Raw genomic sequence first — 15,172 nt, 5'->3', positions numbered from 1 at the left:
TATCCCCCTCATGACGACAACCCAGGGACCACGTGGCGTCGGAGAAGCCCCCAGCCGGGCTCTTCGGGGTTCCCATGCTCAACCAGAACGGCGGCGGGGCGGCGGCTTTCGCCTGCTGGCGGTGGCCACGGCCTTCACCATGGCGGCCACCGTGCTCATGGTGGCCCCGGCCACCGCGCAGGGGTCCACCCCGGCGGCCCCCACCGGCCTGACGGCCACCCCCGGCGACGGGCGAGTCACCCTGAACTGGACCGACCCGTCCGACAGCGACATAAGCACCTGGCAGGTCCAGTACCGCAGCACCCAGAGCTACACCCCGTGGGCCGACGTGCCCAACAGCTCGGCCACCACCACCAGCCACACGGTGACCGGTCTGAGCAACTTCACGTCGTACACTTTCCGGGTTCGCTACGTGCGCAGCGGTGTGTCCAGCCAACCCAGCACGCCGGCCGCAACCATGCCGGGCCAGACGCCGCCGGCCCCCACCGGCGTGACCGCCATCGCCCGTGACGGGGCCGCCGACGTGTCCTGGACCGGGCCGTCGGGCAACGCCATCACCGGGTGGCAGTACCAGTACCAGGCCGAGGGGGAAACGAGCAGTGCCTGGGTTGCGTTCACCTCCAACGGCGACACCCGCTCGGTACGGGTCAGCGGCCTGACCAACAACACCCCCACCACCATTCGGCTGCGGGCGGTGAACCCGTTCGGCACCGGTGCCGCCCGCTCCGTTTCGGTGACCCCGCTAGGTGTGCCCGCCACCCCCACCGGCATTGCCCTGGAGCCGTCGTTCGGATCGGCCAAGATCTACTGGGATCCGCTGGCGGCCACCACCGAGTTTCAGGTCCGGCGCCGCAAGGTGGACGGCCCCTGGGAAGAGTGGTTCACGTTCTCCAACGCTGCCGCGGGTGAGCACGTCCTGTCGCTGCCCGGATACCTGAACGATGTCGTCATCGACTATCAGTTCCGGGCGGTCAACACCTCGGGGGCCAGCGACCCCACGGCCGTGTTCACCATCACCCACGCGCTAGTCCCTCTCGGGCCCAGGGGTCTCTCCACCACTCCCGTGGCCCCCAACACGGTGCGGCTGAGCTGGAACGAGCCCTTCTCGGTGGTCACCCACCAGTACCGGGTGGGCGCGGACCGGTCGACGCTGGGCGACTGGATCGACATTCCGGGCGACAGCACCACCACCAAGTTCCATGACGTGACCGGCCTCACCGCCGACCAGAGCTACGCCTTCCGCCTGCGGGCGGTGGACAGCCGCGGACCTTCGTTCTCGACTTCTCTGGCCACCGTCACAGTGTTGGGCCCGCCCCCCACGCCCACAGGTCTGACCGCCGTCGCCAGCGCGGGCCAGGTGGCCCTGGGGTGGGACGCGCCCGCCTACACCACGATCGAACGCTGGGAGGTGGGTCTGCGAGAATCGGGACAGACCACCTGGTCGACGGTGAACGTGCCCTCCAGCGGTCCGACCACCACGGCCTACGTGCTCGACTCCACCCACGTGTCCGACGCCAACACCTACGACCTCCGGGTGCGCTACCGGGTGAACCGGCACTTCAACAGCGATTGGTCGACGGTGGTCACCTCGGCACCGGCCGGCGTCCCCACCGCGCCCACCGACCTGGTGGCCGCCCCCCACAGCGGAGGCAAGGTGACGCTCACCTGGACGGCGCCCGCCACCTCCATCGTGTCGAGTTACCAGTACCGCTACCAGTCGGGCGAAGGGGCCTACGGCCAATGGACCGAGGTGACGGGCAGCGACGGCACCACCACCACGGCCGTGGTGGGCGGGCTCACCCCCGACACCGTCCATACGTTCGAGGTGCGGGCCGTGAATCGGACCGGCAACGGCCTGGCATCGGCGTCGGCCACGACCACCCCCGTGGCCGCTCCGGTGGCCCCCACCGACGTGCGCACCAGCGTGGACACGACCCCGGGGTCGATCACCCTGCACTGGGACTACCCCGACACCGCCGGGGTGGTTCGGTGGCAGCAACGCCACCGCCAAACGGGCACCGCCACCTGGAGCGGCTGGGCCCTCCTGGGCGCCGACACCTCCCGCACCGGCCAGATCACCGGCCTCACCAACGAGACGGAGTACCAGATCCAGGTGCGGGCGTGGATCAGCGACGCGGGCGTGGGCCCGGAGAGCACCGCCGCCACCGCCATGCCCCGGAGTGTGAACGCCCCGGTGAACCTCACGTCGGTCACGTTGTTGAGCGGTACTTCGGTCCTGCTCCTGTGGAATCAGGCGCAAAAACCCGGCGTCACCGGTTACCAGTACCGCTCCGCGCCCGACGGCGGGCACTACACCGCCTGGCAGGACGTGCCCGACAGCGACGCCTCCGACATCTCGGCGGTGGCCGGCAATCTCACCACCAAGACGGGCCACACCTTCCAGGTGCGGTCGGTGGACGCCACCGGCCCGCTGTCGAGCTCCAATGCCCGACGGGCCTTCGTCACCGGCCCTCCGGAAAAGCCGGTGGTGACCCGGGTCACCGGATTCTTCGGGTCGAACCTTCTCGCCTCATGGACGGCGCCGGACAACGAGGGCATCCAGTCCTGGCAGTACCGGGTGCGGGAGCAGGGCAAGGCGTGGTCGAACCCGAGACCGGCGGACAGCAGGACCTCCACGTCCGACCGATACACCCGGTTCCTTCTGCGGTTCCTGCCGTCGAATGAGGACTTGGACTTCGGCACGACCTACGAGTTCTCCGTCCGGTCGTACGTGCGGGCGAACATCCAGAGTCCGTGGTCGGACCCGGTGGCGTTCACCGATCTGTGGGCCCCGCAACAGCCATCACCGTTCACCGCCACCGAGAGCGGCACCACCATCGCCATGAGCTGGACCCCGGCCCTCTTTCGAGGAGTCAACGTGGCCACCTACTGGCAGTACCGGGTGCAGATCAACGGCGCCGACTGGGGGGAGTGGACCACCATTCCCGGCAGCACCGCCGACACCACCAGCCACACCCTGACCGGGCTCACCCCCGGCACGCTGTACGGGGTGCAGGTCCGGGGCATGAACTCCCTGCCGGATTTCTTCACGTCGGGCGGCGAGGGCATTGCATCCGAAGCCGTGTTCATTCATCTGGGAACACCGACGGCCCCCACCGACCTGACCTTCACCTGGGCCGAGACGTCGGTGACCGTGGGATGGACGGCCCCCACCAACACCACCCTCACCGGCTATCAGTACCGCCTGCGGCAGAACCAGAGCGAGACCCCCACGTGGCAAGCCGTCCCCGGCTCCGACGCCACCACCACGTCGTTCGCCCTGGCCGAGTCGGCCGTGCCCGACGGCACCGAGATTCAGCTCCGGGGCCTCAACGGGCCGACCAACGGCGAGGCCACCGAGTGGACCAGCATCGCCGGGGTTCCCGCCCCCGCCATGGTCACCGGCATCAAGGCCCTGCCCTCCTACAACGCCGTCTACCTGGAGTGGGACGCCACCGAAGGCGCCACCTCCTACGAGGTGGCCATCAGCGACCTGCAAACCGTTTCGTCGTGGGTGACCGTCGACCCCGTCGTCGACCCGGTGACCGGCAAGCTCACCGCGTTCATCACCGCGGTGACCGCGGGCACCGAGCAACAGGTGTGGATACGGGCTCGCAATCGCGCCGGGGTCGGTCCCCAGAGCGGGCCCTGGGCGGCCACCCCGTTGGATCAGCTCGCACCCCTCACCGGCGTGACGGCCGAGATCGTGGGCCAAGAGGTTCACGTGAGCTGGGATCCGGTGCTGCGACACCCCAAGGAGCCCGTCCCCGCCCCCCCCGGCCAGCCCCAACCGACCCCGCCCAGCAACCGGTGGGAGTTCGGAATTTACCTCATCCACATTTCCATTGATGGCCGCTCCTATCAGGGCGTAGGTCCAGGGGACATTCTGAAGCCGGATGGGACTTTCGGATCACCACGGGACAGAGAAATCGGCAGCGTCGTCCTGCCGACGGCGTTGGCCGTCACCAGCGGGGCCGGCCCGTCGACCGTGCGAATCCGGATGCGATCCGCGTATTACTCCTATCCGGATGAATTGCAGTACTTGTCCCCGTGGGTCGAGTCCGCGGTCGTGAACGTCCCGGCGCCCTTGGCCCTGCAGGCCACCGCCGGGGACGGCCAGGTGGAACTCTCGTGGCCCCGTCAGGAGGACGCCACCATCAGTGGCTGGCAGTACCGGATAAAGGGGGGCGAAGAGCCCGCGGCGTGGACCGACATCGCCGGGTCGGTGGCCACCAGCCGCGCCCACGTGATCACCGGGTTGACCAACGGCACGGCGTACTCCTTCCGGGTGCGGCCCCGCCACACCGATTTCCTGGGTCGCTCCTCCACCGAGGTGACCGTGACCCCCGCCCCGCCGGTCGATCAGCCGGCCAACGTCACCGCCACCGCGGGCGATCAGCAGGCGGTGCTGCAGTGGGGCGCGCCCTCCGGGTCGGCGTTCGACGCCTGGGACGTGCGCATTGCCGCCTCCGGGGCGGAGCCGGGGGCGTGGCTGCCGCTGGCGGCCGCGGCGCGGTCCCACACCTTCACCGGCCTCGTCAACGGCACCAGCTACCGGGTGTGGGTGCGGGGGGTGTCCGGCGGTTCGCCCGGATCGCCCGCCGAGGTCACGGTGGTTCCCATCCGCTCCTCGGCGGTGCCCGAGTTGCCCGAGGTGGCCGACGTGTACCTCGAACAACACGTGGACGGCTCGGTGACGCTGCCGCCGGTGGTGGCCGGGCAGGGCACCTTCACCTACGGCTTGGCCCCGCTGCCCGCGGGCCTCACCTTCGACGCGGTCACCCGGACCCTGTCGGGCCGCGCCGCCGCTCCGGGCACCACCACGGTGGTGTACACCGCCACCAGCAGCAACTCGCTGAACGCGGCCGAGTCGTTGCGGATCGTGGTGACCGCGTTTCGCGACACACCCACCTCGTTCCCCGGCCCCACCGCCGACGACGTGGTGCTGTTCGCCCTGCAGGACACCGACCCGGTGGCGTTGCCCCGGGCCACCGGGGGCGACGGGGCCGTCACCTACACCATCGCGCCCGCCCTGCCCGCGGGCCTGCGGCTGGATCCCGACACCGCGGAGATCGTCGGGGTCGCCAGTGAGGCCACGCCCCAGGCCACCTACACCCTGACCGCGGTGGACGCCGACAACGCCACCGACGACCACGGCACGCTGACCTTCGCCCTGGAGGTGCTGGAGGACACGGCGCCCGACTTCGGCGACACCAGGATCGACGCCCTGGTGTTCGCCGCCGGGCAGTCGGCGACCCCGGTCACCCTGCCCGCGGCTGACGGGGGCAACGGCACCGTTACGTACGCGATGTCGCCCGCGCTGCCCGCGGGGCTGACCTTCGACGCCGCGGCCCGCACCATCTCGGGCACCCCGACGGCGGCGGCCGCGGTGGCCACCTACACCTACACCGCCACCGACGCCGATGTGACCGGCCCCGACTCGGCGTCGCTGGACTTCACCGTCAAGGTGGTGGCCGCCGGCGACACCGCCCCGGCGTTCGCACCCGGAACCGGCATCGCCGACCTGGAGCTGACCGACGGGGTGGCCATGACCACGGTGACCCTGCCCGCGGCGTCGGGGGGTGACGGCCCGCCGACCTATGCGGTGTCGCCCGCGCTGCCCGCGGGGCTGGCCTTCGACGCGGCGGCCCGCACCATCTCGGGCACCCCCACCGCGGTGGCCGCCCCGGCGACGTTCACCTACACCGCCACCGACGCCGACCCGACCGACCCCGACTCGGCCGAGATCTCGTTTGTGATCGGGGTGGCCGCAGACACCTCGCCGGCGTTCACCTCCCCGCCCGCCCGGCGCACCTTCCTGCAGGACTGGCGGATCAACCCGGTCACCATCGCCCCGGCCACCGGCGGCAACGGCGCGCTCACCTACACCGCGACCGGCGTGCCCATGGGGTTGAGCTTCGATCCGGTCACGCTGACCCTGTCCGGCACCCCCACCTCTGCCCAACCCCGCACGGCGATGGTCGTCACCGTGACCGACGCCGACGGCGACACCGCCACGCTGGAGTGGCTGCTCACCGTGCAGGCGTCCGGCTTCCGGTTCGGCGTGGAGCGGGCCCCCGACCAGACGTTCAAGGTGGGCGACACCGTGGACGTCACGCTGCCCCAGCCGACCGGCGGCGACGGGGCCGTCACCTACGCGTTGGTGTCGGGCACGCTGCCGGCGGGCCTGGCCGTCGCGGGCGGCTACGACACCGCCACCCAGGCCAACCGGCCGCTCAAGCTGGTGGGTTCGCCCACCACGGTGACGGCGGCCGCCGAGGTGACCATTCGGGCCTTCCAGGAATCCTACAAGAACCGCCCGGTCATCCCACCGGGGGCGGTCTCGGCGGCCGCCGAGGCGGTGGAACCACCTCCCCCCGCCGACAGCTCGGCCGACGATCTGGTGGTGAAGATCGAGGTGCTGGCCAACCCGGCGCCGTCGTTCGGCACGGCCACCATCGCCGACATCACCCACCACGAGAACAACCCGTTCACCACCGTGACCCTGCCCGAGGCCACCGGGGGCGACGCGCCGTTGACCTACACGCTGACCCCGGCCCTGCCCGCGGGCATGACCTTCGACGCCACCGCCCGGACCATCTCGGGTACCCCCACCGCGTGGGTGGCCGAGACCACCTACACCTACTCGGCCACCGACCACGCCGTGCGGCAGGTGCCCGACACCGTGTCGCTCACCTTCACCCTGGAGGTGACCGAGGACACCGCGCCCGATTTCGGGGTGAGCCCACCCACCAGTTTCACCTACGCAGTGGGACAAGAGGTCAGACTCTGGTTGAGCGTTGCCCATGGCGGTAACGGGGATTTGCGGTACCACGTGGATCCGGCCCTGCCCGAGGGTATGTACCTGTGGAGCCATCCCCTGATCAACAACGGCAATCCCCAATTGCGGGGCCCGGCTCGTTGGCCGCAGCCCCGAACGACCCATTGGGTGTACGCCACCGACGAGGACGGGGACTACGACCGCAATCGGCTCAGGCTCACCATCACCCTGGACAACTGGAACTTCGGCAGCGCCACCGGTCCCGACGCCGAGGTGTTCGACGACCAGACCGCCGACATCACCCTGCCCGCGGCGGCCAACGGCACCGACGCCCTCACCTATCGGGTGCATCCCGCGCTGCCCGCGGGCTTGACCCTGTCGGGCGCCACCGTGAATCCGGGCGACACCAACGCGCCCAAGATCACCGGCAGCCCGACCGTCGCCACCGACCGCACCAGCTACCGCCTGTACGCCCGTACCGGCAACACCGACCGCGACTACGTGACCTTCCACCTCACCACCCGGCTGCGGAGCCTGCCGTCGTTCGGCGCCCAGACGGTGGCCGACCAGTGGTTCTACCCGGCGGCCACCGACGACAACGCGGTGGTGCTGCCCGAGGCCACCGGGGGCAACGGCACCGTGACCTACGCGGTGTCGCCCGCCCTGCCCGGCGGCGTCAGCTTCGATGCCGCCACCCGCACCCTGAGCGGCGTGCCCACCGCGTCGTTCGCGGCGTTGACCCTCACCTACACGGCCACCGACCCGCTCGGCCAGTCGTCATCGCTCACCTTTGTGCTGCGGTACGGGTCCAAGCCGGCGGCCACCAACGTGGTGGCGGCCGCCGGCGACGGTCAGGTGACCTTGACCTGGGACGCCGCCGACGATCCCGCGGTCACCTGGCTGGCCGAGTACCGCACGGTGGGGGCCGCCGCGGGGACACCGGTGGCCATCAGCCCCACCACGGCCGCCGGTCGGGTGACGGCCACCATCGCCGGTTTGACCAATGGCACCGGTTACGAGTTCCGCCTGATCTCCCGCAGCCCCGGCGGTGACGGCAGCCCCTCCGGTTGGGTGTTCGCCCAGCCCCAGGGCGGGCTGGCCGCGCCAACCGGGTTGACGGCCGAGGCGGGCAACGGCCTGGCCGTGCTGAGCTGGGATCGCTCCGCCGACCCCCGGATCACCGGCTGGCAGTACCGGGTGACCCCGGCGGGGGCCACGCCCGGGGCGTGGACCGACATCGCGGGCGCCAACCAATCGACCAACCGGCACTCCGTCGACGGGTTGGTCAACGGCACCTCCTACGCCGCCGAGGTGCGCAGCACCGATGGCACCACGCCGGGGGCGTCGGCCACGGTGGCGGTTGCGCCCAGCGCCGTCCCCGAGGCCCCCTCGGTCACGGCGGTGTCCGCACCGGGGAGCGTCACGGTGAGCTGGACCCTGCCCGCGGGCAGCGAGTCGGCCACCGACTGGCAGTGGGCCTGGGGCCTCGACGACGGCAACGGCGGGGCCGCCTACGGCCCGTGGTCCTCGGCCGGGTCGGCCTCGGCCACCTCGACCACAGTGTCCGGCCTGACGTACGGGCCGGGCGTGGTGTACCGGGTGAAGGTCCGGGCGGTGGGGGCCAACGGCGCGGGCCCCGCTTCGGAGGGCCTCAGGGCCGCGCCCCAACTCAGCGGGCCGACCATCACCTTGATCGAGGGATCGGACCGCAACAGTCACGCCACCATCGCCTGGGACCCCACCGACGCGACGGGGGTGACCACCTGGCAGTACCAGCACCGGAGCCTCCGGCCGACGGGAGGGTTCGTCGTTCCCGAGCCCTTCGGCTATTCGTATCAGGAGACCGTGTGGAGGGACCTGGCTCCGGGGTCCGCATCCAGCGCGGTGCGCACCCACTTTGCCGCGGGCTTCGAGAACCAGATCCGCATCCGGGGGGTGGCGGGCACGGTGGCCGCCGAGGCGTCCCCCTGGGTGTCGGTGACCCCGCCGGTGACGCTGACGGCCGTAGCCGGTGATGGGACCGTCACGCTCAACTGGACCCTGTCCGTCGGGCCCGTGGGGATTTGGCAGTACCGGGTGGACGACGGCAGCGGCTACGGAGCGTGGGCGACTTTGCCCGACTCGGATTTCCGTACCGACAGCACCACCGTGGACGGGCTGGTGAATGACACCGCCCACACGTTCCAGGTTCGCTTTGCCGGGGGCGCAGAAGTTGTCGATGGCTTGCCGGTGTGGGTCTTCGTATCGCCCTCCAACGAGGCGACGGCCACTCCGGTGAACGCCGCTCCCGCGTTCGACGGGGACGAGATCCTCGTGGGCTTCCCCCTGGGTGCGGGCACGGTGACCACCCTGCGGGAGGCCAAGGGGGGCCGGGCGCCGATCACCTATTCGCTCACGCCCGCCATCGGTCGGGGACTCGAGTTCTTTCCCGCCACCCGGAACATCGACGGGGTGCCCACTGAGGTCGCGACGACCATCCACACCCTCACGGCCTCCGACGCCGACGGCGACACCGGCACCATCACCGTGCGCATCGTGACCCACGGCGTGCCCGAAGGGGTGCCCGGTCTGCGGGCCACCGCCACCGACGACTCGATCACCCTCTCGTGGGACGATCCCCTGGAGCAGTTGTTGGTCTACGGGGTGAACAGCAGACAGTGGCGGCGTCGGCCGGTGTCGGCCGATCCGGCCCTCGCCCCCGGCGCTTGGACCGAGTGGGTGACCGTGGCCGGTGCCACCAGCGGCAGCGTGATCATCCCGGCGTCGCAACTCGGGGGATCGACCATCAACGAGTTCCAGGTGCGGGGGGAGAACCCGCTGGGCCTGGGTACCCCGTCGTCGGTGACCGCCGGTTTGGCCCAGTACCTCCCGGCCACTCCCACCGGGTTGGCCGCCGAGGCGGGCGACGGGTCGGTCACCCTGACGTGGACCGATCCCGTTGACGCCAGCATCGGCCCGTGGGAGTACCGCCAGGCCACCGGCGTGGGCGCCTTCGGCCCGTGGCAGACGGCGGTGGCCAACGCCCCGGCCACCTCCCACACCGTGGTCGGCCTGGTCAACGGCACCACGTACCGGTTCCAGCTCCGGGCCGTGAACGGTCTGGGGGCCGGCGCGGCGTCGGGGGTGGTCTCGGCCACGCCGCAGGCCGCCGATGCCGTGGCCCCCGCGGCGGTCACCGGGGTGACCACCGCGGCCGGTGACACCCAGGTGGTGGTGAGCTGGGCCGCGCCCGACGCCGACGATCCCGAGGTGACCGGCTATCAGCTTCGCTACGCCGCCGGCACCGCGGGCTACGGGCAGTGGACCGCGCTGAGCGGGGTCACCGAGGCCGACCTGTCGTTCACGGTGACCGGTTTGGTCAACGGGGTGGAGCACCGCTTCCAGATTCGAGCGGTGAACAGCATCGGCGAGGGTCCGGCCTCGACGGCGGCCACCGCCACCCCCACCGCGGCTGCGCCGGGGGCCCCGATCGGATTGACCGCCACCGGGGCCGACGCTCGGGTTCACCTGGCGTGGACCGCGCCGTCGGGCGTCAGCGAGATCACCCGGTGGGAGATCCGCCGACGTCTGGGCACCGCCCCGTGGGTCGACTGGACCGCCATCGAAGGGTCCGACGTGAACACCGTGACCCACACCGTGCTGGCGCTCCTCAACGACACGACCCACGGGTTCCAGATTCGGGCGGTCAACGCGGTGGGGACCGGTCCGGCCTCGCCGGAGGTGACGGCCACGCCTCAGGCCGAGGCGCCCGACGCCCTGGTGCTTAGCGCCGTGGCCGAGTACGCCCAACTGGAGTTGTCGTGGCCGCAGGTCACCAACACCGACCCCACCGGCTTCGAGCTGCGCCGCCGCAAGACCGGCGACGCCGCCTGGGGCGCCTGGACGGCGTTGTCGCCCGCCGATGCCACCACCACCTCGTGGGTGCTGGGCGGACTGACCAACGGCGAGAGCTACGACGTGGAGGTCCGGGCCGTGAACGGCGTGGGCTCCGGGACGGCCGGGTCGGCCACCGGCACCCCCTTCGACGCGGCGCCCGCCTTCGCCGCCGGTGAGACCGGAGCGCGTGCGCTGGTGTACCACCAGGGCACGGCCATCACGCCCGTCGTGCTCCCCGAGGGCACCGGCGGCAACTTCTCGGTGACCCACGCCGTGGTGGGGGCCCTGCCCGCCGGACTGTCCTTCGACCCGCAGACCCGCACCCTGTCGGGCACCCCGACGGCCGCTGCCCCGACGGTGGCGTTGACCTACGTTGTGTCGGACGGCGACACCAACACCGCCGACACCGACACCGATTCGGTGGCCGTCTCCATCACGGTGGACGCCGCCGACACCTCCCCGGCCTTTGCCGCCGGCGTGGCGGCCCAGCGGTGGGTGGCCGCCGATCCGGTGTCGTTGGTGCTGCCCGCGGCGAGCGGGGGCAACGGTGGGCTGACCTACTCGCTGTTGGGCACCCTGCCCGACGGTCTGAGCCTGGATCTGGCCACCCGCACCATCTCGGGCACGCCCACCGCCCGCACCGCCTCCGCGGAGTTCGTGTGGAGTGTGGTGGACGCCGACACCGAGGATCCCGACTGGGCCACGCTGAGGTTCGCCGGCGAGGTGGGGGTGCCCCGACCGGCGGCCCCCACCGGGCTGGCGGCCCTGGGCTACGGCCCCGCGCTGGTGGTGTCGTGGACGGCGCTGGGTGACGACACCGTGACCGGCTACGAGTACCGGGTGCGGCCCGCCGGGGGCGCCTTCGGACCGTGGACCGCGGTGGCGTCGAGTTCGGCGGCCACCTCCGAGGCGACGGTGGGCTCGTTGACGCTGGGCGTGAGCCACGACGTGGAGATCCGGGCCGTGAACGCTTCGGGGGCCGGGCCTGCGGGCGCGATCACCGGTACGCCGGTGGCCGACACCGCCCCGGTGTTCTCACAGGGCGCGCCCGAGGCCCAGTTGTGGCTGGTGGGCGAGCCGGTGTCGTTGGCGTTGTCCGGCGCCACCGGCGGCAACGGGGTGCTGACCTACGAGTTGACCCCGGAGGCTCCCGCCGGCCTGCGATTCGACCCGGCCACCCGGACGCTGGCCGGGACGCCGACCGCGGCGGCCTCGGGCACCTGGACGTTGACGGTGGCCGACGAGGATCCGTCCACCGGCGCCGACGACGCCGACACGCTGAGCTTCGGGGTGACCATCGAGGCCGCCTCGGTGCCCGGCTTCGGCCCCGACGCCCGGATCGAGGCGCTGGCCCTGATCCGGGGCGTGGCCATGAGGCCGGTGACGCTGCCTGCGGCCACCGGCGGCAACGGCGACCTCGGCTACCGGATCAGCCCGGCGCTGCCGTCAGGTCTGTCGTACGACGAGGCCACCCGCGAGCTGTCGGGCACGCCCAGCACCACGGTGGCATCGGCGACCTATACCTTCACGGTGTCCGACTCGGACTCCGCCACCGGTGCGGTGGACGAGAGCTCCCTGACGTTCACCATCGAGGTCAACGACGACAACGCCCCCCGGTTCGACGGCACTGTGGCCGACATCCAGGTGGCGGTGAACACCGCGTTGCCCAAGGTGTCGCTGCCCTCGGCCACCGGCGGCAACGAGCCCTACTGGTACGGGCTCACCCCGGTGCTGCCCGACGGTCTGCGCTTCGATCCGGTGGGCCTGACCATTGGGGGCACGCCCACGGTGACGCTGGACCGCACGCCGTTCTCGCTGGTGGCGATCGACGCCGACGGCGACGCCGCGCTGGTGACGTTCGACGTCAGCGTGTACGGCGCCAACCGGGCGCCGACGGTGGCGTCGGCCATTGTCGACCAGTCGGTTGACGCGGGGTCGTCGGTGTCGGTGGCGTTGGAGGCCGCCGGTGCCGCGGTGTTCGCCGACGCCGACGGGGATTCGCTGACGTACGCGGTGTCGTCGTCGGACTCGGCGGTGGCCTCGGTGTCGTTGGCGGCCTCGTCGTCGACGGTGACGGTGACCGGGGTGGCCGCGGGCACGGCCTCGGTGACGGTCACGGCGTCGGACGGTCGGGGCGGTTCGGTGTCCGACGTGTTCACGGTGACGGTGAGCGCGGTGGGCGTGCCCAACCAGGCGCCGACGGTGGCCAACGCCATCTGGAATCAGAACCTCCGCAGCAACGAGACCAACAGGATCAACCTGGAGGCCTCCGGCCGTCCGGTGTTCAGCGACGCCGACGGCGATGCGTTGACCTACACCGTGGTCTCGGGCAACCCGGCGGTGGTTCGGGCGAGCCTGAGCGGCACCCAGGTGAACCTGGTCGGCGTCAGCATTGGCGTGGCCGACGTGATCGTGGTGGCTTCCGACGGCAAGGGCGGCCTCGCCTACGACGTGTTCCCGGTGATCGTGGCCAACGGCGCCCCCCGGGTGTCCGGGACGATCGGCCGCCAGTACCTGATGGCGGACTCGTTCCCCGCTACGGCTCCGTTGAGGAACGTGGCGCTGGAGTCGAAGAGCGGTGGGGTATTCGTTGATCCCGACGGCGATGTGCTCACTTATGCGGCCACCTCGGCGGACCCGGCCATCGTCACCGTCTCGGTGGACGCCACCGAGGCCACGCTCGTCCTGAAGGGCGTGTCACGGGGATTCACCACCGTGGAGGTGACGGCCACCGATCCGTCCGGTGCCTCGGCCTCGACGTGGTTCGTGGTGGAGGTTCTGGTCAACGTGTACGAATCGGTGGTTGTGACGCCCGTGATCACGACGACCGGGACACCGGGAGAGATACGCGTGCAGTGGTCTCATCCCACCGGCGTTGCGCCCTGTGCGGTCGAGAATGTGCTCATCAGGGTGTACGAGCATCCCCCCAACGGCGTGGTACTGCGGGAGATCTTCGGCGCCAACACGCCTGGGTTGGATCCCGCAACGGCCACCTCGTGGACCATCAGCGGCCTGCCCACCGGAGCTTCGTACAACGTTGAGTTTTGGGTCTTCCTCGACTACATCTATGACAGCCAGCGGGTTTGCAACCGGTGGACCAAGAACACCGGGTTGACAATGGTCACCCTGTAGCCCCCCAGGGGCCCGCCGCCGGCGGATCCGCCCCAACAACCGATACACAAAGTTGACAGGCAATACACCAAGTACGTGTATCCTGGCGGGATGGATCAACGCCATGCCAAGACACGGACCAATATTGAGATTGACAACAACCTCCTGTCCACGGTGATGCGTCGCTACGGCGTCCACACCAAGACCGAGGCCGTCGATCTGGCTCTCCGCCATCTGGCCGGTCAGCCCATGACCATCGAAGAGATGCTGGCTGCGCAAGGGGCAGGCCGCATCGGGGAGGTTCCACCCGACCAAGGTCCCCGCGGCTTGGTCACCACGGCACAAGAGTCCATGGCGTGATCCTGGCCGACACCTCGGCCTGGGTGGACTACGACCGGGGCAATTGCTCTCCTGCCCACCTCCAACTGGCCGCGCTCATCGCTGAGGGGGGTCACGGCCTTGTCGTGACCGAACCTGTGCTCATGGAGGTGCTGGCCGGCGCCAAGAACTCTGGTGACTACGAGCAGCTTCGCTCCCTGTTGACTTCGCTGGCCTGGATTCCGGTCGATCCGATTGCCGACTTTGAGGGTGCGGCCCAGGTCTATCGGGGTTGTCGCCGTCGTGGCGTGACCCCCAGAGGGATGATCGACTGCATGATCGCCACCATCGCCCTGCGCGTTGGTGCGGAGGTGCTGACCACCGACCAGGACATGCGACGAATCGCCGACGTGTTCCCCCTGCGGCTCGCTTCCGCGGCGCCATAGCCGGTGGGGGTGGCGGTGGCCTTGGTGGGGAATAGGTGAACCCTGGGGGGTAGGGGAGGCACAATGGCGGGCATGAGCACTCCCAATCCAAGCGACGCACTGGCCGAGGTGGTGGCCAAGCAGGCCATCACCGAGGTGATCTACGGCTACTGCCGGGCCCTCGACCGCATGGACAAGCCGGCGGCCTACGCCGTCTGGCACCCGGACGGCACCGCCGATTACGGCGAGGACATCTACCAGGGAACCGGCCACGGATTCGTGGACTGGGTGTGGACGGCCCACGCCGCCATGAGCACCCACTCCCACCAGGTGACCAACATCTTGATCCAGGTTGACGGCGACCGGGCGACGAGCGAGTCGTACGTGACCGTGGCCCTGCGCACCCTGGCCGACGAGACCGGCGCCGCCCACGACATCTTCAGCCGAGGCCGCTATCTGGACCGCTGGTCGAACCGGTCCGGGCGGTGGGCCATCGACCAGCGGACCTACGTCACCGACCACAGCCTGACCCAGCCCAACACCCTCCCCGAGCCCCACGATCCCCGGTCGATCCGCGGCCCCGACGATCCCTCGGTGGCCCTCTTCGCCTGACCGCAGGGACGAGTCATTATCGACATAACGCCCCGACTCGTTGCATCGA

At 70.8% G+C, this 15,172-nt stretch carries 4 protein-coding genes; all 4 read left to right on the top strand.

Annotated features, from left to right (window positions below):
* The first annotated feature begins 10 nt into the window (after positions 1–10).
* The 4 genes from ACOQPQ_RS09905 (at position 11) to ACOQPQ_RS09890 (ending at position 15,123) form a co-directional block, all read left to right on the top strand.
* Positions 11–13,789 (top strand): fibronectin type III domain-containing protein, encoded by a 13,779-nt coding sequence (locus ACOQPQ_RS09905; protein ID WP_420639279.1) that lies wholly within the window; start codon positions 11–13, stop codon positions 13,787–13,789.
* A gap of 90 nt (positions 13,790–13,879) precedes the next feature.
* Complete coding sequence (locus tag ACOQPQ_RS09900) at positions 13,880–14,128, top strand: type II toxin-antitoxin system VapB family antitoxin (RefSeq protein WP_420639278.1); 249 nt, start codon at positions 13,880–13,882, stop codon at positions 14,126–14,128.
* Positions 14,125–14,532, top strand: a complete 408-nt coding sequence (vapC, locus tag ACOQPQ_RS09895) for a type II toxin-antitoxin system VapC family toxin (protein ID WP_420639277.1) — start codon at positions 14,125–14,127, stop codon at positions 14,530–14,532. The genes ACOQPQ_RS09900 and vapC overlap by 4 nt, the downstream gene beginning before the upstream one ends.
* Positions 14,533–14,604: 72 nt before the next feature.
* Positions 14,605–15,123, top strand: coding sequence for a nuclear transport factor 2 family protein (locus tag ACOQPQ_RS09890; protein ID WP_420639276.1), 519 nt, complete (start codon positions 14,605–14,607; stop codon positions 15,121–15,123).
* The last annotated feature ends 49 nt before the right edge of the window (positions 15,124–15,172 follow it).

The sequence above is a fragment of the Candidatus Poriferisocius sp. genome (assembly GCF_965219775.1).
In the GTDB taxonomy this organism is placed as follows: Bacteria; Actinomycetota; Acidimicrobiia; order Acidimicrobiales; family Bin134; genus Poriferisocius.
Note: the sequence above shows the minus strand (reverse complement) of the source record. Positions and strands in the feature narration are given on the sequence as shown.

Bases quoted from the DNA above. Each gene is read 5' to 3' on its own strand.
- ACOQPQ_RS09900 (WP_420639278.1), top strand. From the start codon at position 13,880: ATGGATCAACGCCATGCCAAGACACGGACCAATATTGAGATTGACAAC.
- ACOQPQ_RS09890 (WP_420639276.1), top strand. From the start codon at position 14,605: ATGAGCACTCCCAATCCAAGCGACGCACTGGCCGAGGTGGTGGCCAAG.
- ACOQPQ_RS09905 (WP_420639279.1), top strand. From the start codon at position 11: ATGACGACAACCCAGGGACCACGTGGCGTCGGAGAAGCCCCCAGCCGG.